Below are 22,763 nucleotides of genomic sequence, written 5' to 3' on the forward strand. Positions count from 1 at the left end.
AGAAACCTTGGGCGTTCAACGCCTAGGCGGAGACCTCACTCGTAAGGCTCCAGGTCACGACTTGCGACCGCGGTTGGAGACAATGAGACACTGGTCACCTCCTTTCAGTTGGTTGAACACAACAGTCAGCATATGGGGCTGATCGCGCGGTTGAAAAGAGGAAACCGCGCGCGACGCGACGTCGCAGCGTCGAATGATCAGACCGACAGCAGCTTAAGGCCCACCAGGATGGCCGCCCACAGGACGAGGGCCGCGCCGACCGCGATGGGACGGTTGAAATTGAATCGACGAACGTTGGTGGCCGGGCCAGATGGGCCGTTCGGCGCCAAGTGAATGCGCGTGGGCATACCGCGTGAATCCTTCCCTAGTAGCCCCTCTGTCGGAGACCTGACTCGAACCGTATGATGAATCTTCGCGTATAGGAAGAATTCTTCACATAGGCGCAGGTTGCATGGCTTGGCGCGATCAGTTGGGAGGGGATTCGCATGGCCAGCTGGGACCCGGATACCTACGCTCTATACCGTCGATACCGGGAGCGGCCGGCGTTTGACCTGCTGACCGCCATCCCGCGCGATCTGGATCCGCTCGACATCTGGGACCTGGGCTGCGGCTTGGGCGAACAGGCGGCCTTGCTGGCCGCGCGGCATCCGCAGGCGCGGGTGAGGGGGCTGGATTCCAGTCCCGACATGCTGGAGCGAGCCAAGGCCCTGCAGACGCGCGTCGAGTGGATCCTGGGCGATATCAAGGGGTTCGCGCCGGACTCTGCGACCGACCTGATCTTCAGCAACGCCGCCCTCCAATGGGTGGACGACCACGCCGTCCTGATCCCGCGCCTGGCCGAGAGCCTCTCGCCCGGCGGCGTGCTGGCGGTGCAGATGCCGGTGGCCGACGGGCTGGGCTGGCGCGGAACGCTCACCGAGATCGCGGCCGAAGGGCCGTGGGCCAAGCACCTGACCGGCGTCGAGGGCGTACGCCACGCCAATGCGCCGGAGGACTACTACGCCTGGCTGGCGCCGCTATGTCCCGATGTCGATATCTGGACCACGACCTATCTGCACGCCCTGCACGGCCAGGACCCGATCGTCGACTGGACCATGGGCACAACGCTACGGCCGTACCTCGACGCCCTGCCGGACGAGGCCAAGACGCCGTTCCTGGACGCTTGGCGCGCGCGGCTGGCGCAGGACTATCCGCGCCGCGAGGACGGCGTGACGCTGTTCCCGTTCAAGCGGCTCTTCATCGTCGCGCGGAAGGGGTAAGGCCCGCGCGCTTTTCCGCCAGGCTGGGACGACGGCGCAGTTCGGTCACTGGGCCGTGCAGACCCTCCAGCGCGAAGCTGGCGGCGACATAGCCGGCGCGGACCGCGGGCTCGAAGGCGCGCCAGTCGCGGATGTCCACGCCTTCCAGCTTCGGGGTGATCAGCACGTCGGTGGCTTCGCGGGCGGCGGCGAGATCCCGGCCGGTGGTCACCGTGGCGGCGCGCATCAAGAGGGCCACGATCGGCGGGCCCTTGCGCCACTCGCCCGAGACGATCCAGCTCCAGATCGACGGCGGGCGATAGACGTCCTCGGCGGTGATGCTGCGGCCGCGCGTGACGTCGACGCCGACGATCGGCCCCAGCTGGAACGAGCGCATCACGTCGGCCGGGAAGTTCTTCATCACCGCCCCGTCGACCAGCACCGCGCCGTTTTCGGTGGCCGGCGGCAGCACGCCCGGCAGCGAGATCGAGGCCCGCAGCGCGGCCTGCAGGTCGCCGGTCCGATGCAGCTGATAGGCGCCCGAGGTCAGGTTCGACGAGACGCAGAAGAACGGCAGCCACAGGTCGCTGATGTCGACCGTGCCGAAGTGCTCGTCCAGCCGCGCCTTGACCTTCTCGCCGCGGGTCATGGCGATCAGGGGGAAGGCGATGTCGTCCAGCGGGCTGGTGTCGACGAAAGCCTTGCGGATGCGGTGCTCCAGCTCGCCGTCGTCCCAGCCCATGGCGATGCCGGCCGCCACGATCGCGCCCATCGAGGCGCCGCCGACGAAGTCGATCGGGATGCCGCGCTCGCGCATGGCCTGGATCGCGCCGATATGGGCATAGGCCCGCGCGCCGCCGCCCGAGAGCACCAAGCCCACCGACTGGCCCGTCAGCACCCGTGCCAGCCGCTGCATGTCGGCCACGCCGTTCTCGCGCAGATGGAACAGCCGCGCGGCCTGGGTGGCCTCGACCCAGGCGGCCGAGCCGACCGGGCGCGCGGCGGTGGCCGACTGCAGCAGGATCAGATCGACCAGCCGCTGGGCCTGTAAGGGGCCAGAGGCATAGCTAGGGATGCTGGCCGGTGGCGCGCGGTCGCCGCGTCCGATGCGGAACAGTCGGTCCACCTGGCGGCCGACCACGTGTTTCCAGGCGGTCTCATCGGCCTCGGCGACATAGAGGACGAAGTCGTGCTCGCGCTCGACATTGCTGAACCACTCGGTTGGGGCCAGCAGGGACTCCCCGCCCTCGACGGTGACGGAGTAGCCGAGGTGTTCGATGCAGCGGGCCAGGCGCTCGACGATCGGTCGGATGGCCGCGCCGGCCTCGACGGCGATGAAGCCGAACACCGAGGGATCGCCGATCGCCGCATGGGTCTGGGCCTGGCGGGCGCGGCGGATCATCAGCCGCGACAGCTCCAGCATCACGGTCGGGTCTTCCTCGGCCGCCTCGAAGAAGTCCTCGCGGGGCAGGGCCAGGACCTCGCTGTCACGCAGGGCCACCATGTTGGCCGAGTGGGCCGTGCCGCCGACCAGGGCCATCTCGCCGGCCGGCTCGCCGGGACGGATCACGCCCAGGAACTGCGGCTCCTGGCCTTCTTCCCGGCGGAAGGCGCCCAGGCGACCGGTCTTCAGGAAATAGAGATTGTCGGCGTCCTCGCCGGGCTCGAACAGCGTCGCCCCGCCAGGCAGGGAGAACCACGTTGCCACGCCGGTGCGCCGCTCGCGGGCGAACAGGCGCGCCAGGGCCGAGTCGTCGGGCAGGGGCGTTTCCACGGCGCGGACGCTAGCTGGTTCGGGCAGGCTTGACCACGGGGGCGGGTTCAGGCGCAACTGTTGATCTCGAACTCGAAATGTCCGAGAACGGATTTGGCCCGGAATCTTTCTCTTCGGGGTCCAAAAAACTACGACTTCCGGGATGGGGTGGAAGAGGCTAAGCGTCGGTCATGCCGAAGTTGAACTCCGTTATCGACGCGTCCGCTGACGCTTTCGCCCGTAACGCGGCTCATAACCGCGCCTTGGCCGACGAGCTGCGCGCAAAGGTCGCGGAAGCGGCCCTGGGTGGTCCCGAGAGCTCGCGTGAGCGCCATGCCTCGCGCGGCAAGCTGTTGCCCCGCCAGCGCGTCGAGCGCCTGCTGGATCCCGGCTCGCCCTTCCTGGAGATCGGCCAGTTGGCCGCCTGCGACCTTTACGGCGGCGAGGCTCCCGGCGCGGGCATGATCTGCGGCGTCGGCCGGGTGTCGGGCCGCGAAGTGATGATCGTGGCCAACGACGCCACGGTAAAGGGCGGCGCGTACTTCCCGATGACGGTGAAGAAGCACCTGCGCGCCCAGGAGATCGCCGCCCAGAACCGCCTGCCGTGCGTCTATCTTGTCGACAGCGGCGGCGCGAACCTGCCGCACCAGGCCGAGGTCTTCCCCGACCGCGACCACTTCGGCCGCATCTTCTTCAATCAAGCCCGCATGAGCGCCGTGGGCATCCCGCAGATCGCCTGCGTCATGGGCTCGTGCACCGCCGGCGGGGCCTATGTCCCGGCGATGAGCGACGAGACGGTCATCGTCCGCAACCAGGGCACCATCTTCCTGGCCGGCCCGCCGCTGGTGAAGGCCGCCACGGGCGAGGTCATCTCGGCCGAGGAACTGGGCGGGGCCGAGACCCACGGCCGTCGCTCGGGCGTGGTCGACCACGTGGCCGAGAACGACGAGCACGCTCTGGAGATCGTTCGTTCGATCGTGGCGAACCTCAACACCACCAAGCCCGACCAGCTGGTCCTGACCGAGGCCGAGCCGCCGCTGTACGATCCTGAAGAGATCTACGGCATCGTCCCGACCGACGTCCGGGCGCCCTACGATGTGCGCGAGGTCATCGCCCGCATCGTCGACGGCAGCCAGTTCGACGAGTTCAAGGCGCTGTACGGCACGACCCTGGTCTGCGGCTTCGCCCGCATCTGGGGCCAGCCGGTGGCGATCCTGGCCAATAACGGCGTGCTGTTCAGCGAGAGCGCCGTGAAGGGCGCGCACTTCATCGAGCTGGCCTGCAAGCGCAAGATCCCGCTGATCTTCCTGCAGAACATCTCGGGCTTCATGGTCGGCGGCAAGTACGAGGCCGGTGGCATCGCCAAGGACGGCGCCAAGCTGGTCACGGCGGTCGCCTCGGCCGAGGTGCCCAAGTTCACCGTCCTGATCGGCGGCAGCTTCGGGGCCGGCAACTACGGCATGTGCGGCCGTGCCTATTCCCCGCGCTTCCTCTTTACCTGGCCCAATTCGCGGATCTCGGTGATGGGCGGCGAGCAGGCCGCCAGCGTGCTGGCCACCGTCCACCGTGACGCCGCCAAGTGGACGCCGGAGGAGGCGGAAGCCTTCAAGGCGCCGATCCGCCAGCGCTACGAGGATGAGGGCAATCCGTACCACGCGACCGCTCGCCTCTGGGACGACGGCATCATTGATCCGGCTCAAACCCGTGACGTCCTGGGTCTGGCCATCTCGGCGTCACTGAATGCGCCGATCCCGGAGACGACCTTCGGCGTTTTCCGAATGTAGCTTAAGGCCAGAAGAGGGCACGTCATGACCAACCCGATCGCCGACCCCATCGTCGAAGTGACCGACACCGACGCGATGACCCCGCTGGTCCACATCGACAGCACGCCCGACGGCGCGGTCACCGTGTGGATCAACCGGCCCGACAAGAAGAACGCCTTCAACGCCGAGACCATCGCCGGCCTGCGCGAGGCCTTCGAGACCCTGCACGGCGCCGAGGGCGTGCGGGTGGTGTTCCTGCGCGGCGTGGGCGGAGCGTTCAGCGCCGGCGCCGACCTGGAATGGATGGGCGCGGCCGTCGAGTGGGACGAGGACGACAACCGCGACGACGCCCTGGGCCTGGCCCACATGCTCAAGGCCCTGCACGACATCCCGGCCCTGACCGTGGCCCTGGTCGAAGGCCCGGCCTTTGGCGGCGGCGCGGGCCTGGTGGCCGCCTGCGACCACGCCATCGCCCTGATCGACGCCAAGTTCTCGTTCTCGGAAGTGAAGCTGGGCCTGACCCCGGCGACCATCAGCCCCTACGTGATCCAGGCCCTGGGGCCGCGCACGGCCAAGCTCTTGTTCGCCACCGGCCGGGTGTTCGACGCCGACGACGCCTGGGGCTACGGCCTGGTCGACGAGGTGTTCGAGGACGTCGCCAGCCTGGAAGTCGCCCGCGACGCCCTGATCGAGGAAATGGCCCCCTGCGCGCCCGGCGCGATCGGCGACGCCAAGGCTCTGGTCAACGACTTCGCTGGCCAGAAAATCGACAAGGGCCTGATCGAGGAGAGCGCCAAACGCATCGCCCGCCGCCGCGTGTCGGAAGAGGGACAAGAAGGCGTGCGCGCTTTCCTGGCTCGTCGTAAACCGTCCTGGGCTGAATAGACTCAATCAGGGGGCGTAGGGTGGTTACAGGCGTTGAATTGGAAGCGGCGGCGGCGGACTCGGCCGCCGGGCTGGTCGGGCATCGCAAGAAGCCGTTCACCCACAAGGGTGAGCCCTGCAAGAACTGCGGGGCCACGCTCGAGGGCTGGTACTGCCATGACTGCGGCCAGAATTCCGACACCCATCACCGCTCGATCCTGCACCTGATCTGGGAGGCCATCGAGGGGATGTTCCACCTCGACGGTCGCCTGGCCAACACCCTGCCGCTGCTGTTCTTCAAGCCGGGCAAGCTGGCCAAGGACTACATGGAAGGTCGGATCGTGCGGCACGTGCCGCCGTTCCGCACCTTCCTGGTGGCCCTGCTGCTGTTCATCTTCGCGGCCGAGCACGCGATCCACACCTTCCGCCACGAGCAGGAGCTCAAGGAGGAGAAGGAAGCCCAGGCGCTGATGACGCCTCAGGGGCGCAAGACCAAGGCCGACGAGATCCGCAAGGAGGCGACGGCCGATCGCAAGGAGCGCCTGGCGGACGCGACCAGTGAGCGTGATGAGGGCCTCAAGGAAGCGGGCGTCGACAAGGCCAAGATCGCCGACGAATACGCCGACGACGTCAAAAAGGCCGAGGATCGCTACGCCAAGGACATGGCGGAAGCCGACGCCCTGCAGAACAATCCCAACGCGGGCAAGGAAGCGCTGGACCGGCTGCACAACCGCAACGCCAATGCCGCCGCGCAGATCCAGGGCCTGGATTTCCAGAGCCCGGACAAGCTGGAAGCCGGCGCGAACAAGATCGCCGAGGCCCAGGTCGCCGGCCAGCACTTCAATGTCGTCGTGCCGGACAAGAATGCGCCGGCCGCCGCCGGGCACGCCGCGTCGGAACACGCTACCGGCGGCCACGAGGCCAAGAAGACGTCCAAGTACTGGCCCCAGGAAGGCCTGGCCAAGGCCGTGGCCAATCCGGACTACTACCTGCTGGTGACGTTCGGCTGGGCCCACCGCCTGGCGGTGCTGCTTCTGCCGATCGTCGGTCTCAGCCTGGCCTTCGTCTACGTGAACAAGCGCCAGTACTTCATCTACGACCACCTGATCGTGGCCACGAACCTGCTGTCGTTCGCGTTCCTGTCCTACGCCCTGCTGTTCGTGCTGCCGCACGGCCTGCAGCCGGCCTATCTGACCATCCTGTCGCTGTGGATACCCATCAACCTCTTCCAGACCCTGCGGGGCGGCTACGGCTCCAGCATCTTCGGGGCCGTGCTCAAGACCATGATCGTCTGGCTGTTCAGCATGACCGCGTTCGGCGTGCTGGTGGGCGGCCTGATGCTCTTCACCCTTTCCCAGATGTAGGTTCCGCCTTGCTCTCCTCCGTCCTGATCGCCAACCGCGGCGAGATCGCCCGACGCATCATCCGCACCGCCCGCGAGCTGGGCGTGCGGACGATCGCCGTCTATTCGGAAGCCGACGCGAACGCCCCGTTCGTGCTGGAGGCCGACGCGGCGATCCTGATCGGTCCGGCGCCGGCCAAGGAGAGCTATCTGGATCCCAAGAAGATCCTGGCGGCCGCCAAACAGATGGGGGCGGAAGCCATCCACCCCGGCTACGGCTTCCTCTCGGAAAACGCCGACTTCGCCCAGAGCGTCACTGACGCCGGCCTGGTCTGGATCGGCCCGCCGCCCTCGGCGATCCGCGCCATGGGCCTGAAGGACGCCGCCAAGAAGGTGATGATCGACGCCGGTGTGCCGACCACGCCCGGCTATCTGGGCGAGGACCAGTCGGTCAAGCGCCTGACCACGGAGGCCGGCAAGATCGGCTTCCCGGTGCTGATCAAGGCCGTGGCCGGCGGCGGCGGCAAGGGCATGCGCAAGGTTGATCGCGCGGAGGACTTCGAGGCCGCCCTGGGTTCGTGCCGCCGCGAGGCCGCCGCCAGCTTCGGCGACGACCGCGTGCTGCTGGAGAAATACGTCACCCGCCCGCGTCACATCGAGGTGCAGGTGTTCGGCGACACGCATGGCAACGTCGTCCACCTGTTCGAGCGCGACTGCTCGCTGCAGCGCCGCCACCAGAAGGTTATCGAGGAGGCTCCGGCCCCCGGCATGGATGAGGTCACCCGCGCCGCCGTCTGCGCCGCCGCGGTGAAGGCCGCCCAGGCGGTGGGTTATGTCGGCGCTGGCACGGTCGAGTTCATCGCTGACGCCAGCGAAGGCCTGCGCGCCGACCGCATCTGGTTCATGGAAATGAACACCCGCCTGCAGGTCGAGCACCCGGTCACCGAGATGGTCACCGGCCAGGACCTGGTCGAGTGGCAACTCCTCGTGGCCTCGGGCGAACCGCTGCCGCTGGAGCAGGACGAGATCACGCTGGACGGCTGGGCCATGGAGGCGCGCCTCTATGCCGAGAACCCGGCCACCGGCTTCCTGCCCTCGACCGGCAAGCTGAAGCACTTCCGCCTGCCCGAAGGCGATGTCCGCGTCGACAGCGCGGTGGAGGAGGGCGGCGAGGTCACGCCTTTCTACGATCCGATGATCGCCAAGCTGATCGCCCACGGCGCCGACCGCGAGGATGCTGCTCAGCGCCTGGCCGAGGCCTGCGCCCTGGTCGAGGTCTGGCCGGTCAAGACCAACGCCGCCTTCCTGGCCAAGTGCGCCAGCCACCCGGACTTCGTCGATGGCGCCGTCGACACCGGCTTCATCGAGGCCCGCCTGGATGAGCTGGTCGAGCGGTCGTTCAGCGACGAGCCGGCCATGGCTGCGATCGGCTGGCGGCTGGACAGCTTCCTGGAAGCCGAGGCCCGCCGCGATCCGTGGGAAAGCGCGCCGTCAAAGCTGCTGGGCTTCCGCATGAACGCCCCGCGCGCGCCGATGCATCTGCCGATGTCGGCCGACGGCAAGGCCATGCCGCTGCAGGTCGCCCTGATCGGCGGCGGCAGCGAGGACTGGTCGTGGGATATCCGTCACCAGGACGGCTCGACCTTCGACGAGGTCACCCGCCTGCCGACCACCTATGGCAAGGGGCCGATCCAGGTGTTCGAGGGCGGCGACGTCCAGACCTTCGACTTCGAGGCCCAGGTCGGCGGGGCGGGCGAGGGCGCGGCGTCGGACGGCGCGATCCTGTCGCCGATGCCGGGCAAGATCGTCTCGGTCGCCGTCGAGGCCGGCCAGGCGGTCACCAAGGGCCAGACCCTGCTGACCCTGGAAGCCATGAAGATGGAACACGCCCTGGCTGCGCCGTTCGACGGTGTTGTGGCCGAACTGACCGTCGTCGCCGGCGGCCAGGTCAGCGAGGGTGTGGTGCTGGCGCGGCTGGAGGCGAGCGCCTAGCGCGCCTTGCAGGTCATCGGGACCATGCGGCCCACGGTGTAGGTGACCTCGTCACCCTTGCCGCGGATCGAGTGGGTCGGCGTCTCGTACCAGACGCCCGACGCCGCCGGCTTCTGCGGCAGCACGATCGCGGCGGTTCCATCCGAGCCGATGATGCTGGCCTTGCCTTCGGAGTAGACCACCGTCAGGTCGGGTCCACGATCACAGCCGTAGGTGACGCGGTGCTCCTCCGGGGCAGGCGGCGCCTTGGAGGGAACGGTTGTCGCGCAACCCGTGACGAGGATCGTCGCGAGTCCCAGGGTGATCGGTTTCAGCATTCAGGTCTCCTATCGCGTCCGCGTGCACAGGACGTCGGCCAGATAGACGCGACCAGCCACGGTTTCTTGTCGTTCGTAAGACGCGGCGGTCCAGCCGCGTCCCTGGCAGAACCGGTCAGCCGCCTCGGCCGCGCAGGCCGCTGTCGCCTGACGACAGGTGGGGACCCGGCCGCCGCGATCGCTGGGCTGCGGGAAGAACTCGGCGCTCATGCCGCGCAGGGACTGGTTGTTGCCCGGCGGGCCGGGCGGCGCGGGGCCTTGGCGGGCGGGGCGGGCGGAGTTGACCGTCCAGGCGATGTTGCCCTGGTCCTTGTCGACGACCTGGCAGCGACCCTTGTAGCGCGTCCCGGTGCAGATCTCCCAGGGTCCGCCACGACCGAGCCGAGCGCTGCGGATGGTGAACGGGATACGCGTGTTCTCCCGAGGGCCGTTCACCGTGAACGACTGACCCCGGAAGGCGATCTGACTGTAGAAGGTGATTTCACCGGGCCCTTGCGCCGAGGTCGGCATGGGCAGGAGCAGCGGCGTCAGAGCGAGCCAGGCCAGAGACTTGAGACGGGCCATGATCATCTCCTGTGAGGGGTGACGACGATCTGGATTCAAGCTGTTCGGATCTGGTCGAGACCATAGTCCTTTTGGGACGTGCTCACCACCACGTTAGGCCTACGGCGGCGTTCACCATTTTTGGAAATGATTAACCGCAAACCTTGGCCGTTCCTTAGGGCTTAGGCGCGATAACCATCCTCACAAGTTTGGTTCGGTTCCAGAAGGAATTAGGTGGGTATGAAACTCTCGATCGCTTTCGCCGCGGGTATCGCTGGCAGCTTCTTCGTCGCTCAAGCCGCTTCGGCCGCCGGTGGTTTCGAAGACCAGATGGGCCGCTGCCTGCAGCAGTTCGCCAACACCCGTGACGCCGCTCAGGTGATGCTGGAATGCAATGCCGCCGACGGCAAGCTGTCGGACTGCAAGGTCGTCGACAACAGCGCCGGCGGTAAGGGTTTCGACAAGGCCGCCATGTGCATCGCCGAGAAGCTGCCGATGGGCGCCAAGACCGGTTCGGTGAAGGTTCCCTTCCGCTTCCCGGGCGGCGCGTAAGCTTCTACGCTTAGCGTCATCCTCAAGGCCCCCGCCGGTTCGCCGGCGGGGGCTTTTGCGTTTTCAGAGCAGGGTTCGCTGCGCCGGTTCGGCCGGGGCGGGCTCCAGCGTCTCGCCGCGACGGCGCAGCTCGGTCTCGGCGCTGAAACGTAAGGCCGGGTCGCGCTCGCGGGCGAAGGCGCGCAGGGCCTCGTCGTCCAGGCGTTGCCACGGCTTGCCGCGGTCCGGCCCGGTCGGCACGCGGGGCAGCAGGCCGGGCTCGTCGCTCCAGGCCAACAGTTGCTCCAGCGAAGCTTCGTTCAGCATGTCGCGCAGGTGATGGGCCGTGACATAGGCGTCGGGCAGGGCGCGATGGGCGGGCAGGCCCAGCTCGTGGACCAAGCCTTCGGGCATGCGTTGATAACGCAGCATCTGGTTGGAGAAGCTCTGCAGCTGCGGCCACAGGCGCAAGGCGCATTTCCAGGTGCAGATCCAGGGCGCGCCGCCCGCGTGCCGCGGCGTGCAGTAGCGCTGCCCGAAGGCCGCGCGGTGGGCGCCCAGGGCCAGGACGCCGCCGTCGGGCTTCAGCACGCCGGGGGCGACAGCCTTCCAGAACGGCGCATCGGCGACCTCGCTGTCGAGAATGTGGTGCACCGACATGGTGTCGGCCGGGATCGGGTGGCCCGGATTGACCAGGTGCGCGCCGCGCTCGTCATCGAGCCGCCAGCGGCCGTCGGCGTCCTGGACGACGTCCTGCCAGCCGATCTCGCAGACATCGTTGGGGCCAGAGCCTGCGGTCTCGAGATCGATGACGCGGACGCGGGGAAGGGACATGTAGTGATAATGGGGCTGGATCGTCCGCGATCCAACATTCCGCCCAAAACAGAACCGCCGCTGCGGACGGCCCCCACAAGGCGTCCGTAACGGCGGTGTCGGGCTCTGAAGCCCCCCTCGCGCCCCCACATAAACGCGATGACCACAGTGGATAACGCTGTCATGCGGACGTCGACGGGTTTCACCCATTGGGCGAGCGTCGTGTATCAGCGCCTGTTGCCTTGCTGGACCGGCGCGCTATCTACCGCCCATGGCGTTGCACATCATCAAGCTGGTCGTCGGCTGCGAAACGATCGACGATCTTCTGGCCTGGCACCAGGACAAGAGCCAACCCTGGGTCATGCACACCCGCATGACGCCCAAGCGGATCGACGAGGTCCTGGATGGCGGCTCGCTGTACCGCGTCTTCAAGGGTCAGATCCTGTGTCGCCAGACGATCCTGGCCATCGACACGATCGGCGAGGGCGCGGCCTCGCGCTGCGAGGTGACCGTGGATCCGCCGATCATTCGTGTCGCGCCGCAGCCGCGCCGGGCCTTCCAGGGCTGGCGCTACCTCAAGCCCGAGGACGCGCCGCCGGACCTGACCGCCAGCGAGGCCGCCGACCTGCCGCCGGATCTGGCGAGGCAGCTGCGCGAACTGGGCGCCTGGTAGAAAACTTTCTGGCGAGCTGTTAGCGTTTCGGCAACCGAGACGAGTGTCATCTTGCCGCAGGGGACTGTGGAGGGATGACGATGAAGGCCGGTTTTGCCGCCTTGGGCGTGGGGATGCTGTTCGTGGGCCTGATCGCGGGTCTGTTGATCGCGCTCAGGCCGATCTAATCAGCCGACGGCCATGTTGTCGATCAGCCGCGTCTTGCCCAGCCACGCGGCGACCAGGATCCGGCCTTCAGCATCGCCGATCGAGCCGGGACCCAGGCGCGACAGGTCGCTGGCCTCGCGCACTTCCACATAGTCGACCTGACCAAAGCCGGCCGCCTTCAGGGCGGCCGTCGCCTTTTGCTCGGCCTCGTCGATACGACCGCCGGCGGCCACCTGGGCGGCGGCGGCCTTCATCGCGGTAGGCAGGGCCGCGGCGGCGGCGCGTTCGTCCGCCGACAGGTAGGCGTTGCGCGAGGACAGGGCCAAGCCGTCGTCCGCCCGCGCCGTTGGGGCGCCGATGATCTCGATCGGGATATCCAGGTCGCGGGCCATGCGCTTGACCACCTGCAGCTGCTGATAGTCCTTCTCGCCGAACACGGCGACGTCGGCTTGGCTCTGGATGAACAGCTTGGCCACTACGGTCGCCACGCCGCCGAAGAACTGCGGCCGCGCCGCGCCTTCCAGCGGTTCGGAGACGCCCGAGACGCTGATCGCGGTGGCGAAGCCGGGGGCATACATTTCCGCGCCGTTGGGGGCGAACAGCAGGTCGCAGCCGACGCTGGCCAGCTTCTCGACATCGACGGCCTCGCCGCGCGGATAGGCGTCGAAGTCCTCGTGCGGGGCGAACTGCTTGGGATTGACGAAGATCGTGGCGACCACCCGGTCTGCCTTCTGCTGGGCGATCTTGATCAAGGACAGGTGGCCCTCGTGCAGGGCGCCCATGGTCGGAACCAGGGCCACGCTCTGGCCGGCGGCCTTCCAAGCGCGCACGTGCTCGCGCATCTCGGCGACGGTGCGGACGATGGTCGGGCTGCTCATACTGAAGGGCTCCACACGGACAGGCCCGGCTTATGACCTCGCGGTCCTTTCAGGTCCACTATCCCTTGCGGGAACGCAATGTCGGGGGTGCGACAATTATGCCTGTGGATTGAACCGGTTGACCCGGTAGGGCGCTGGTAACATCGTGTTAACCTTCAGTCCAAGGTCGCGCCGAGTCGCGACGCATCGAGGATCGAGCCATGGCCGAAACGCGCGTCATCGTCGTCGGCAACGAAAAAGGTGGTGCGGGCAAGTCCACCATCGCCGTCCACCTTGTCACCGCGCTGCTGTACGGCGGCGCCAAGGTCGCCGTCCTCGACCTGGACCTTCGCCAACGCACCTCGGGCCGGTTCTTCGAGAACCGCGTCGCCTGGACGGCCAGCAAGAAGCTGGACCTGCCCATGCCGCTGTCCCTGACCCTCAGCGACAACGACATCGCCCTGGCCGAGAAGTCGGAAGAAGAGCAGGTCGCCGGTTTTGAAGCCGCCTTCGCCAAGGCCGCCGAGGAATGTGACTTCATCCTGATCGACACCCCCGGCGGCGACAGCGCCATCACGCGCCTGGCCCACGGCCGCGCGGACCTGGTGGTCACGCCGATGAACGACAGCTTCGTCGACTTCGACATGCTGGGCACCGTCGATCCCGTGACCTTGGAGCTGACCAAGCCCAGCCTTTATTCGTTGACCGTCTGGGAAGGCCGCAAGCAGCGCGCCCTGTCGGGCCAGCGCCAGGCCATGGACTGGGTGGTGCTGCGCAACCGTCTGGCCACCACCGAAGCCCGTAACCGCAAGCGCCTGGAAGATCGCCTCACCGCGCTGGCCAAGCGCGTCGGCTTCCGCATTGGCCCCGGCCTGCGCGACCGCGTGATCTATCGCGAGCTGTTCCCGTTCGGCCTGACCATCGCCGACCTGTCGCCGCAAGTGCGCCCGGTGCCGGTGTCGCTGCAGCATCTGGCGGCTCGCCAGGAACTACGCGCCCTGATGCACAGCCTGGGCCTGTCGGCCTATTCGGGCGAGACGCTTCTGGCGGCGCAGTAAGCCAACGGCTACATGACTAGGAGCGGGCGGCCGGGGCGACCCTGCCGCCCGTTTTCGTTTCGGAGTTGCGATGCTGTACCTGCTGCTGGGCGCGGCCATCCTGGTCTTCCTGCTCTGGCCCAAGGGCCGGTCGTTCCTGAACGGCGACGGCTGGCGGGTCGGGGCGGGCGCGGCCTCGATCGCCGCCTTCGCCGGGGCCGCCTACGCCACGATCCGCGGCTCGTGGGGCACCGGCATCGTGCTGGGCGTCATCGGCCTGTGGAGCGTCACCGAGGCCCGTCGCCGGCCGCTGATCCGCCGCGAGATGGTCCAGCCGCCCAAGGCCGAACTCAGCCTCACGGAGGCCCGCGCCATCCTGGGTGTGGGCGCGGACGCCAGCTTGGCCGAGGTCAAGGCGGCCTATACCCGCCTGATCCAGATGGCCCACCCCGACAAGGGCGGCACCGAAGGCCTGGCCGCCCAGCTGAATGCCGCACGGGATCGTTTGATCAAGCGCCGCAGCTGAGCTAGGAGAGGGGCATGATCAATCGCGAACGCTTCTGGCGCCGCCGGTCGTCCGGCCCGACCTGCTCGGTATGACGCTCTAACCTTTGGTTCAGAGCGAGCCGCCGCACGCGGCTCAAGCGTCATTCAAGTTCGGACTTCGATCACCCCATGACTACCCAGACCATCGACCGCGCCGCCGAGTGGGCCGCGCGCTTCAGCGATCGCATGAGCCGCGTCCGCGCCAGCGAGATCCGCGAGCTGCTCAAGCTGCTGGACCAGCCCGACATCCTGTCGTTCGCCGGCGGCATCCCTGATCCGGGCCTGTTCCCGGCCGAGCAGATCCAGGCCGGCTACGACGCCATCCTGGGCGACGCGGCCCTGTCGCGTCAGGCGCTGCAATATTCGGTCAGCGAGGGCTACCTGCCACTGCGCCAGTGGATCGCAGAGCGCATGACTCGCGACGGCATGCCGTGCGAGCCGCATAACATCATGCTGACCGCCGGCTCGCAGCAGGCGCTGGACCTGATCGGCAAGCTGTTCGTCAGCCCCGGCGACACGGTCGTGGTGGCCCGTCCGACCTATCTGGGCGCGCTACAGGCCTTCAACGGCTACCAGCCGGCCTATCGCGACCTGCCGGAAGGCGCGTTGCAGGACGCAGGCAGCACCGACCTGCCGGCTGGCGCGCTCGGCTATTTCGTCCCCGACTTCGCCAACCCGACCGGCGTCAGCCTGACCCTGGAAGAGCGCCAGGGCGTGCTGGCCCTGGCCGATACCCTGGACATGACCCTGGTCGAGGACGCGGCCTATCGCGAGCTGCGCTTCATCGGCGAGCCGACCCCGACCCTGCTGGCGATGGACATCGCGCGCGCGGGCCACATCGACAATGCCCGCACCATGTTCCTGGGCACCCTGTCCAAGACCCTGTCGCCGGCCCTGCGTATCGGCTGGGTCTGCGGCCCCAAGGCGGTGATCGAGAAGTTGGTGCTGCTGAAGCAAGGCGCAGACCTGCACGTCTCGACCATCAACCAGATGGTCGCTCACCGCGCCGTGTCGGAAGGCTATGACCAGCACCTGCACCGCCTGCGCGGGGCCTATGGCGCCAAGGGGCGCGTGATGCTGGCGGCCCTGGAGCGGACGATGCCCGAAGGCGTGACCTGGTCGCGCCCCGAGGGCGGCATGTTCGTCTGGATCGACCTGCCAGAAGGGATCGACGGCGCGGCCCTGCTGGCCCGGGCCATCGAGGAAGAGCGCGTGGCCTTCGTGCCCGGCGCACCGTTCTATGCCGAGGTCCAGAACGCCAACGCCATCCGCCTCAGCTACTCCCTGCCGACCGACGCCCAGATCGAAGAGGGCGTCGAGCGGATCGCCAGGCTGATCCGCAAGGTCATCGCCGAGGGCTAGAAAAGCAAAACCCCGGAAGGCCTGGCCTTCCGGGGTTTGTTGTATCTGGATTGTCCGAGCGCCTTACGGCTGCAGCACCATGCAGGGCACGTGCTTGGCCTTCAGGGCCGAGCAGGCGCTGCGGGCGGCGTCCGAGGTCATGCCCTGGAACTGGGCGCGGAAGGTGCCGCCAGCGCCTTCGACGGCGCCCTCGGCTTCGGCGACCATCTTGGCGAAGCGGCCGCGCACCAGCTTCAGCTGGTCGTTGGCCAGCGACTTGGACTTGAACGCGCCGACCTGCACGCCCCATTCGCCCTTCGGCTTCTTGGCGGCCTTGGGGGCCGGCTTCGGAGCGTCCTTCTTGGCCTCACGCAGGGTGGGGGAGACCTTCACCGGCGTCGGGTGCGGGTTCTCGGTCAACACGATGCGCAGGCCGGCCTGGTCGCCGTCGCCCTGCTCGGTCGAGGGGCGCTCGATCGGGCCCGAGGGTTCTTCTTCATAGATGTTGGCGGCGATGCTGGTGCGCTCGCCGCGCGAACGACGCTTCATCACGTCGAAGCCGGTCAGCAGCAGGTCTTCCATATTGTTGTCGCGCCAGGCCGTCGAGGGGCCGCCCAGGACCACGGCGATCAGGCGGCGACCATCGCGCACGGCCGAGCCGGCGAGGTTGAAGCCACTGGCATTGGTGTAGCCGGTCTTCAGGCCGTCGAACCCTTCCATGCTGTCCAGCAGGCGGTTGTGGCCTTTGACGTAGTTGCCCCGGAAGTAGAAGCCCTTCACGGCGAAGTAGCTGTAGTACTGCGGGAAGTCGCGCATGGTGGCGCGCGACAGGATGGCCAGGTCACGCGCCGTCGAGATCTGACGGCTGTCCGGCAGGCCCGAGGCGTTCACAAAACGGGTATTGCGCATGCCCAGCTCCTGGCCGCGCAGGGTCATCAGGGCCGAAAAGCGCGACTCACTGCCGGCGAGTCGCTCGGCCATGGCCACGGCGACGTCGTTGGCCGACTTCACGGTCATGGCCTTGATGGCCTCGTCGACCGACAGGCTGTCGCCCGGCGAGATGCCGATCTTGGTCGGGGCCTGGGCCGCCGCGCGGGGCGACATGACGACCCGGTCCGTCAGCTTCAGGCGGCCTTCGCTCAGCGCCTCGAAGGTCAGGTACAGGGTCATGACCTTGGTCACGGACGCCGGATAGCGAGGGCTGTCGGCCCTTTTGTCGTAAAGGACTTCACCCGAATTGGCGTCGATCACGATCGCCGCGTATTTCGGTTCCTGAGCGTTCAGCTGCAGATACGGTATGGCCGCCTGAGCAACGCTGGGCGCGGCGACGCCAAACAGGCACGACAGGGCCAGGCCGGCGGCGGCTAGCAGGGAACGGGCGGAGGTAAGCTTGGCGAACATCGAGCAGCGTCCGTCATTTGAACTGGGAAGCGGTTCCGCACCGCTACACGCGTGACCAGTAGCATGATGGAAGCGGCCTTTCGCTAAAGTAAACAACTGGTGAGCGATCTTGCCGCAGGCGCGAATAAATCAATCGCGTGGCGCCAATGCTGTAGCTTTGGCGGCTGACGTTGCGTCATGGTGCGCTGCACAAATTTGTTGACTGCTGCACTGCAACATGAGAGAACCGCGGTGTTCCAAGCGCAGATGGGCGAGTTGCAGCTCGCTTGTCCGCCCCGCCCGCCTTCTTCCTCCCAGGAGACTCCCATGGCCGCCGCCGAAACCGTCAAGAACACCGTCGAGCAATACACCGCCGCTTCGAACCAAGCGTTCAAGGATGGCGTCGAGAAGTCGCTGGCCGCTCTGGCTGAAGCCAACACCCACTCGAAGAAGAACCTGGAAGCCGTCGTCGCTTCGGTGACCGCCGCCACCAAGGGCGCTGAAGCCCTGGGCGCCCAGACCTTCGCCTATTCGAAGAAGGCCGTCGAAGACCAGGTCGCCGCCGCCAAGTCGCTGGCCGGCGCCAAGAGCGTCCAGGAAGCCGTCGAACTGCAGACCGCTTGGGCCAAGTCGGCTCTGGAAGCCTACATCGCCCAGGTCAGCAAGGCCTCGGAGATCGTCTCGGCCTCGATCAAAGACTCGGTGAAGCCGCTGAACGAACGCGCCAGCGCCGCCGTCGAGAAGTTCCAGGCCGCTCGCTAAGAGCACTTAGAATTCCGGATTGAAGGCTCGGACCGAGAGGTCCGGGCCTTTTTTCTTTTGTGCTCCGGATACCCGCGTTAAGCATGCCGCACCAATTCAGTGGAGCGCGTGCATGTCGAAGGTCGAGGAACGTCTGAAGGCGATCGGGATCGAGCTGCCCCAGCCGGTGGCGCCGGTGGCCAACTACGTGCCCTTCGTGCGCTCCGGCAATCTCGTGACCATCTCCGGCCAGATCTCGATCGCGGCTGATGGCGGCGTCAAGGGCACGGTCGGCGTCGACGTCGACCTGGAAACCGCCCAGAAGGCCGCCCGCCTGTGCGGGATCAACCTGCTGGCCCAGATGAAGGCCGCCTGCGACGGCGACCTGGATCGCGTGGTCCGCGTCGTGAAACTGGGCGGCTTCGTCCAGGCCGGTCCCGACTTCATCGACATCCCCAAGGTCATCAACGGCTGCTCGGACCTGATGGTCGAGGCCCTGGGCGACGCCGGCCGTCATGCCCGCTCGGCGGTGGGCGTCTACAAGCTGCCCCTCGGCTTCGCGGTCGAGGTCGATGCGGTGGTGGAGATCGCCTGATGCGCTCGCGCGAACGCCCCTCGACCGATGTCTTCGGCGAGGCGTGGGAGCGCCTGTTCGACCCGCCGGTGGCCCACCGCGGCCTCTGGACCCCTGACGGCGCGCCGGAGAACAGCCTGGCCGCCTTCCAGGCCGCCTGCGCTGGCGGATACGGCATCGAGCTGGACGTCCAGCTGACCGCCGACGGCGAGGCGGTGGTCTTCCATGACGAGCGCCTGGAGCGCATGACCGGCCAGGAAGGCCGCCTGCGCGACCACACCGCCGCCGAACTCGGGGCCATGGCCCTGAAGAGCACGGATGAGACCATCCCGACCCTGGCCGATACGCTGACCATGATCGGCCACCGCGCCATGGTCTTCATCGAGCTGAAGACGCCCTTCGGCGACGTCGGGCCGCTGGAGAAGCGGGTCACCGACATCCTGGTCGACCACAACGGCCCGACCGCCGTAATCGGCTTCAACCCGTACTCGCACGCCTGGTTCGCCGACCATCACCCGCAAATCCTGCGCGGCCTGGACAGCTACAGCTGGAATGACGAGGGCGCCCGCAAACTCGCCCCCGAAATGCGCAAGTCGCTGGCGGCGCTGGAGCAGGTCGAGATCGCGCGGCCTGATTTCCTGGCCCTGGGCCTGGACATGTTGCCCAGCCCGCGCGCCGACCTATATCGCGCCAAGGGCATGCCGATCGTCGCCTGGACGGTCCGCTCGCCCGACCAGTGGGAAGGCGTGAAGGATCATTGCGACAATCTGATCTTCGAGGGCTTCACGGCGTGAGTTCGGTCCAGTCGGCGGTTCGCGTCCATCGCGACATCGCCGAGATCGGCAAGGACGCCTGGGACGCCTGCGCCGCCCATACCGGCGACCCCTTCGTCAGCTACGACTTCCTGTCGATCCTGGAGGAGAGCGGCTGCGTCGGTCCCCGCACTGGCTGGGCGCCGCAACATCTGTCGGTGCTGGACGACAACGATGTCGTCGCCGGGGTCATGCCGCTGTACTTGAAGTCCCACAGCCAGGGCGAATATGTCTTCGACCACGCCTGGGCCGACGCCTATGAGCGGGCCGGCGGGCGGTATTACCCCAAGCTCCAGTGTTCTTCGCCGTTCTCGCCGGTGACCGGCTCGCGGCTGATCGTGCGGCCAGATGTCGATCCCGATGACGGCCGCAACGCCCTGCTGGGCGGGGCCCTGACCCTGTGCGACCGCATGGGCGCGTCGTCCCTGCACGTGACCTTCCCGGTCGAGGACGAGTGGGCCTGGATGGGCGAGCGCGGCATGCTGCTGCGTCAGGACCAGCAGTTCCACTGGGAAAACAACGGCTACACGACCTTCGACGACTTCCTGGCGGCCCTGTCGGCCAATCGCCGCAAGACCATCCGCCGCGAGCGTCGCGACGCTCAGGACGGCCTGGAGATCGTGGCCCTGACGGGCGACGAACTGACGGAAGAGCACTGGGACGCGTTCTTCGGCTTCTACATGGACACCGGCAGCCGCAAGTGGGGCCGGCCGTATCTGAACCGCCGTTTCTTCTCGCTGCTGCACGAGCGGATGGCCGACAAGGTGCTACTGATCCTGGCCCGCCGGCCGGGCGGCGACTGGATCGCCGGGGCGCTGAACCTGATCGGCCGCGACTGCCTGTACGGCCGCCACTGGGGCTGCACCGAGGACGTGCCGTTCCTGCACTTCGAGCTCTGCTACTACCAGGCCATCGAGCACGCGATCCGGCTAGGCTTGCCACGCGTTGAGGCCGGCGCGCAGGGGCAGCACAAGATCGCCCGCGGCTACCTGCCCAGCGCCGTCTACTCGGCGCACTGGATCGCCGACCCGGCGCTGCGTGAACCGGTCGCCCGCTACCTCGAACGCGAGCGCGAGGCGGTCGACGCGGATATCGAGATGCTGACGGAAGAGTACTCACCCTTCCGCCATGCGCCGGACCCGCGCCGCGACGAGCGCGAGTAGGGGCTAGTTCAGGCGAACCTCGCCGACCTTGTCCTTGTATTCCTTCTTCGGGTCGGCCCCGAGCAGCATCTTCACGCCGGCGAACAGGTTGTTCTCGTTCAGCCAGATCTGGGCGTCGGCCGGCTCGAAGCGAAGCAGGCGCAGCTTGGGATCGTCCTTGCCCTCGAACCAGGCGGCGATGAAGGGGTTCCAGAGGCGATCGATCGTCTCGTAGTCGGTGTCGATCCGCAGGCGGCCGTCGACCGCCGCGAACAGGTGGTGGCCCTTGTCCTGGAAGTGGATGAAGGCGTCGCGGCCTTGGCTGTCCAGCGAGTGGACGAGGTCGGTCTCCGACGAGGTGAAGATCCAGATCGGCCCGGAATGGTCGCCCTCGATCAGGGCGGTCATCGGCTGGGCGCGCCCGCCATCGACATCGGGCAGGCCCAGCATCACGGTGCGGTCGGACTTCAGGGCCTTCCAGAACTTGGCGGCCAGATCGGCTTCCTTGGACATTGTGGATCTCCTTGTTTCGCGGAGACCAACGAAGGCCAGAGAGGGCCGTTCCTAGGGTGAAGCTATTGACGTCTCAGCTGGCGACGGCGTGCTTGGCCGGCGCGGTCGCCAGGACATCGGCGATGGCGGCAAACAGCGTGGTCAGGTCGATCGGTTTGCTGACATGGGCGTCCATGCCGGCGGCAAGATAGTCCTGCTTCTGGTGATCCATGGCGTTGGCGGTCAGGGCGATGATCGGGATGCGGACGCGAGCGCCGGCATGTTCTTCGGCCCTGATCGCGCGTGTGGCGCTCAGCCCGTCCATGACCGGCATGTTGATGTCCATGAGGATCAGGTCGAAGGCCCGCCGCCGCCAGGCCTCCAGCGCCAGGCGGCCGTCCTCGACCACCTCCAGGTCGACCCCGGCGCCGGCGAGCAGGCTGCGCAACACCAGCTGATTGGTCGGATTGTCCTCGGCGACCAGAATGGCAAGGCGTTCGCCGGGCGCGGCGGTCAGGCGTTCGGCCGCCGGCGTGGTCAAGGGCGCGGCAGCCGGCAGGGCGGCCCGGGGCAGAGGCAGGGCGACACGGAAGGTGGAACCCTCGCCCGGTCGGCTGGCGACCGCGATGTCGCCGCCCATCAGCCGGGCCAGGTCGCGGGAGATCGGCAGGCCCAGGCCCGAGCCGCCGAAGCGTCGGGTCGTGGTGGCGTCCCCTTGGCTGAACTTCTCGAAGAGTGCGCCTCGGGCCGTATCGGAGAAACCAACCCCGGTGTCCGCGACGGCGAACGTGAACCCCGTCGCCTCGCATTCCAGTCGCACATCCACGCGCCCGTGATCCGTGAACTTCACGGCGTTGCCGATCAGGTTGTAGAGGATCTGTCGCACCCGCGTCGGGTCGCCCCGATAGAGGCCGTGCGGCCCCCGTGTCTCGAAGGACAGGGTCAGGCCCTTCTCCATCGCGATGGCGCCGAAAGCGTCGCACGCATCGCGACCCAGGGTCTCGGGGGCGAAGTCCAGGGGTTCCAGCTGGATCTTGCCGGCTTCGATCTTGGCCATGTCCAGCATGTCGTTGAGCAGGGTCAGCAAGGTCGCGCCGGACTGCTGCAGCACCCGCAGGCGCTCATGCTGGTGGTCGGTCATCGGCTCGCGCGACATGGCCTGGGCCATGCCCAGGATGCCGTTCAGCGGTGTGCGGATCTCGTGGGAAACCGTGGCCAGGAAGGTGCTCTTGGCCTGGTTGGCTTCCTCGGCGTTGAGCTGGTCCTGGATCACCTCTTCATAGGACACGGCGTTGGCGATCTGCAGATCGCGGGCATTGACCACGAAGCACACGCCCAGCGCCGCTAGGACCCAGGCCTCCGCCCCCGACTGCAGGCGGGTCACGCTGTAGAGCAGCACCAGAGCCGGGACCGGCGCGGTCCACAGGATCATATTGCGTGTCAGGGTGTGCTGGGCGGCGCAGGTCATCAGGATCCCGGCGGAGACGACCACCAGGGTCACGACGGCCGTGTTCGTCGTCGGATGGGTGAGCAGCAGCGGTCCGGATGAGGTCGACGTCATCAGGATCGTGATGGCGATCAGCTGGTTCTGGAAGACCCGGAACTGCTCTTGCGTCGCACAGGCCAGGCGCGGCACGACCCGCCGCCACCACGTCATGGTCGCCCCTTCGGACGACACGTAAGCGACGAACCAGCCCAGCGCGACCCAAGGCGAGATCGCCTTCAGATACAACAGGATCATCGCCACCATGGCGATGCTGCCGATCCGCATCAGCACGTGACCGGAATAGGTTCGAGCGTAGTACTTCTCGAACGCCTGCTGCGAATAGGGTGTGTAGGCGCGGGCCGTCATGACGGCAGCTATG

25 protein-coding genes and 1 pseudogene are annotated in these 22,763 nt (G+C 67.5%); 16 read left to right on the forward strand and 10 right to left on the reverse strand.

The genetic code is table 11. The annotated features are described in order from the left end of the window. Window positions 1–22 precede the first annotated feature (22 nt). Both AC07NF_RS17390 and AC07NF_RS17395 read right to left on the reverse strand, forming a co-directional pair. Window positions 23–108: pseudogene (locus AC07NF_RS17390) on the reverse strand (hypothetical protein). Window positions 109–197: 89 nt separating this feature from the next. Then, the gene (locus AC07NF_RS17395) at window positions 198–347 is read right to left on the reverse strand and encodes a hypothetical protein (protein ID WP_492812257.1); all 150 of its coding nucleotides are present in this window, start codon (window positions 345–347) and stop codon (window positions 198–200) included. Window positions 348–485: 138 nt separating this feature from the next. Here AC07NF_RS17395 and AC07NF_RS17400 point away from each other — a divergent pair, with 138 nt between their 5' ends. Further along, window positions 486–1,259 (forward strand): methyltransferase domain-containing protein, encoded by a 774-nt coding sequence (locus tag AC07NF_RS17400; RefSeq protein WP_494628790.1) that lies wholly within the window; start codon window positions 486–488, stop codon window positions 1,257–1,259. Here the strand turns inward: AC07NF_RS17400 and AC07NF_RS17405 are convergent. Next, complete coding sequence (locus AC07NF_RS17405) at window positions 1,237–3,012, reverse strand: patatin-like phospholipase family protein (RefSeq protein ID WP_494628789.1); 1,776 nt, start codon at window positions 3,010–3,012, stop codon at window positions 1,237–1,239. The genes AC07NF_RS17400 and AC07NF_RS17405 overlap by 23 nt on opposite strands. 170 nt (window positions 3,013–3,182) lie before the next feature. Between AC07NF_RS17405 and AC07NF_RS17410 the strand changes: the two genes are divergently transcribed. From AC07NF_RS17410 to AC07NF_RS17425, 4 genes are read left to right on the forward strand one after another with little or no spacing between them, the layout of a single operon-like run. Next, entirely contained in the window at window positions 3,183–4,775 is a 1,593-nt protein-coding gene (locus AC07NF_RS17410) for a carboxyl transferase domain-containing protein (protein ID WP_494628788.1), read from the forward strand. Between the two features lie 24 nt (window positions 4,776–4,799). Then, the gene (locus AC07NF_RS17415; protein ID WP_494628787.1) at window positions 4,800–5,639 is read left to right on the forward strand and encodes an enoyl-CoA hydratase-related protein; all 840 of its coding nucleotides are present in this window, start codon (window positions 4,800–4,802) and stop codon (window positions 5,637–5,639) included. 20 nt (window positions 5,640–5,659) lie between these two features. Further along, window positions 5,660–6,982: a DUF3667 domain-containing protein gene (locus AC07NF_RS17420; RefSeq protein ID WP_494628786.1), complete on the forward strand. Its 1,323-nt coding sequence runs from the start codon at window positions 5,660–5,662 to the stop codon at window positions 6,980–6,982. Window positions 6,983–6,990: 8 nt separating this feature from the next. Continuing rightward, the gene (locus tag AC07NF_RS17425; RefSeq protein WP_494628785.1) at window positions 6,991–8,952 is read left to right on the forward strand and encodes an acetyl/propionyl/methylcrotonyl-CoA carboxylase subunit alpha; all 1,962 of its coding nucleotides are present in this window, start codon (window positions 6,991–6,993) and stop codon (window positions 8,950–8,952) included. On the opposite strand, the gene AC07NF_RS17430 is transcribed toward AC07NF_RS17425, so the two are convergent. Together AC07NF_RS17430 and AC07NF_RS17435 are read right to left on the reverse strand one after the other, a co-directional pair. After that, the gene (locus AC07NF_RS17430; protein ID WP_494628784.1) at window positions 8,949–9,269 is read right to left on the reverse strand and encodes an MliC family protein; all 321 of its coding nucleotides are present in this window, start codon (window positions 9,267–9,269) and stop codon (window positions 8,949–8,951) included. The two genes, AC07NF_RS17425 and AC07NF_RS17430, sit on opposite strands and share 4 nt — an antisense overlap. Window positions 9,270–9,278: 9 nt before the next feature. Beyond that, the gene (locus AC07NF_RS17435; RefSeq protein WP_494628783.1) at window positions 9,279–9,833 is read right to left on the reverse strand and encodes a hypothetical protein; all 555 of its coding nucleotides are present in this window, start codon (window positions 9,831–9,833) and stop codon (window positions 9,279–9,281) included. Between the two features lie 219 nt (window positions 9,834–10,052). Between AC07NF_RS17435 and AC07NF_RS17440 the strand changes: the two genes are divergently transcribed. Further along, window positions 10,053–10,364 (forward strand): energy transducer TonB family protein, encoded by a 312-nt coding sequence (locus AC07NF_RS17440; protein ID WP_291872229.1) that lies wholly within the window; start codon window positions 10,053–10,055, stop codon window positions 10,362–10,364. Between the two features lie 63 nt (window positions 10,365–10,427). Here AC07NF_RS17440 and AC07NF_RS17445 read toward each other — a convergent pair whose 3' ends face one another. Continuing rightward, complete coding sequence (locus AC07NF_RS17445; RefSeq protein ID WP_494628782.1) at window positions 10,428–11,177, reverse strand: DNA polymerase III subunit epsilon; 750 nt, start codon at window positions 11,175–11,177, stop codon at window positions 10,428–10,430. Between the two features lie 250 nt (window positions 11,178–11,427). Between AC07NF_RS17445 and AC07NF_RS17450 the strand changes: the two genes are divergently transcribed. Together AC07NF_RS17450 and AC07NF_RS17455 are read left to right on the forward strand one after the other, a co-directional pair. Beyond that, window positions 11,428–11,829 (forward strand): DUF1489 family protein, encoded by a 402-nt coding sequence (locus AC07NF_RS17450; RefSeq protein ID WP_492812237.1) that lies wholly within the window; start codon window positions 11,428–11,430, stop codon window positions 11,827–11,829. A gap of 80 nt (window positions 11,830–11,909) precedes the next feature. Then, window positions 11,910–11,996 carry a hypothetical protein gene (locus AC07NF_RS17455; RefSeq protein WP_143324455.1) on the forward strand — a complete coding sequence of 29 codons (87 nt, stop codon included), beginning with the start codon at window positions 11,910–11,912 and terminating at the stop codon, window positions 11,994–11,996. On the opposite strand, the gene panC is transcribed toward AC07NF_RS17455, so the two are convergent. Continuing rightward, on the reverse strand, window positions 11,997–12,854 hold the full coding sequence (panC, locus tag AC07NF_RS17460; protein WP_494628781.1) for a pantoate--beta-alanine ligase: 858 nt from the start codon (window positions 12,852–12,854) through the stop codon (window positions 11,997–11,999). It lies immediately after the preceding gene. Window positions 12,855–13,054: 200 nt separating this feature from the next. On the opposite strand from panC, the gene mipZ reads away from it, so the two are divergent. The 4 genes from mipZ (at window position 13,055) to AC07NF_RS17480 (ending at window position 15,778) form a co-directional block, all read left to right on the forward strand. Beyond that, entirely contained in the window at window positions 13,055–13,891 is an 837-nt protein-coding gene (gene mipZ / locus AC07NF_RS17465) for a division plane-positioning ATPase MipZ (protein ID WP_492812233.1), read from the forward strand. A gap of 70 nt (window positions 13,892–13,961) precedes the next feature. Continuing rightward, window positions 13,962–14,396, forward strand: coding sequence for a J domain-containing protein (locus AC07NF_RS17470; protein WP_494628780.1), 435 nt, complete (start codon window positions 13,962–13,964; stop codon window positions 14,394–14,396). A 14-nt stretch (window positions 14,397–14,410) separates the two neighbouring features. After that, window positions 14,411–14,470, forward strand: coding sequence for a hypothetical protein (locus tag AC07NF_RS17475; protein ID WP_106907314.1), 60 nt, complete (start codon window positions 14,411–14,413; stop codon window positions 14,468–14,470). A gap of 75 nt (window positions 14,471–14,545) precedes the next feature. Then, window positions 14,546–15,778, forward strand: a complete 1,233-nt coding sequence (locus tag AC07NF_RS17480) for an aminotransferase-like domain-containing protein (protein ID WP_494628779.1) — start codon at window positions 14,546–14,548, stop codon at window positions 15,776–15,778. A gap of 63 nt (window positions 15,779–15,841) precedes the next feature. On the opposite strand, the gene AC07NF_RS17485 is transcribed toward AC07NF_RS17480, so the two are convergent. After that, window positions 15,842–17,158: a D-alanyl-D-alanine carboxypeptidase gene (locus tag AC07NF_RS17485; protein ID WP_494628778.1), complete on the reverse strand. Its 1,317-nt coding sequence runs from the start codon at window positions 17,156–17,158 to the stop codon at window positions 15,842–15,844. A gap of 306 nt (window positions 17,159–17,464) precedes the next feature. Between AC07NF_RS17485 and AC07NF_RS17490 the strand changes: the two genes are divergently transcribed. The 4 genes from AC07NF_RS17490 (at window position 17,465) to AC07NF_RS17505 (ending at window position 20,427) form a co-directional block, all read left to right on the forward strand. Next, complete coding sequence (locus tag AC07NF_RS17490; protein ID WP_454716986.1) at window positions 17,465–17,899, forward strand: phasin family protein; 435 nt, start codon at window positions 17,465–17,467, stop codon at window positions 17,897–17,899. Between the two features lie 112 nt (window positions 17,900–18,011). Beyond that, a complete protein-coding gene (locus tag AC07NF_RS17495; protein WP_492812224.1) occupies window positions 18,012–18,473 on the forward strand; it encodes a RidA family protein in 462 nt (153 codons plus the stop codon). Continuing rightward, window positions 18,473–19,246: a glycerophosphodiester phosphodiesterase gene (locus AC07NF_RS17500; RefSeq protein ID WP_494628777.1), complete on the forward strand. Its 774-nt coding sequence runs from the start codon at window positions 18,473–18,475 to the stop codon at window positions 19,244–19,246. Before AC07NF_RS17495 ends, AC07NF_RS17500 begins: the two co-directional genes overlap by 1 nt. Beyond that, on the forward strand, window positions 19,210–20,427 hold the full coding sequence (locus AC07NF_RS17505; protein ID WP_494628776.1) for a GNAT family N-acetyltransferase: 1,218 nt from the start codon (window positions 19,210–19,212) through the stop codon (window positions 20,425–20,427). The genes AC07NF_RS17500 and AC07NF_RS17505 overlap by 37 nt, the downstream gene beginning before the upstream one ends. A gap of 3 nt (window positions 20,428–20,430) precedes the next feature. On the opposite strand, the gene AC07NF_RS17510 is transcribed toward AC07NF_RS17505, so the two are convergent. Together AC07NF_RS17510 and AC07NF_RS17515 are read right to left on the reverse strand one after the other, a co-directional pair. Further along, window positions 20,431–20,919: a pyridoxamine 5'-phosphate oxidase family protein gene (locus AC07NF_RS17510; RefSeq protein ID WP_494628775.1), complete on the reverse strand. Its 489-nt coding sequence runs from the start codon at window positions 20,917–20,919 to the stop codon at window positions 20,431–20,433. 73 nt (window positions 20,920–20,992) lie between these two features. Further along, window positions 20,993–22,750, reverse strand: a complete 1,758-nt coding sequence (locus AC07NF_RS17515; RefSeq protein WP_494628774.1) for an ATP-binding protein — start codon at window positions 22,748–22,750, stop codon at window positions 20,993–20,995. Window positions 22,751–22,763 lie beyond the last annotated feature (13 nt).

The sequence above is a fragment of the Caulobacter sp. GW821-FHT10A06 genome (genome assembly GCF_059415805.1).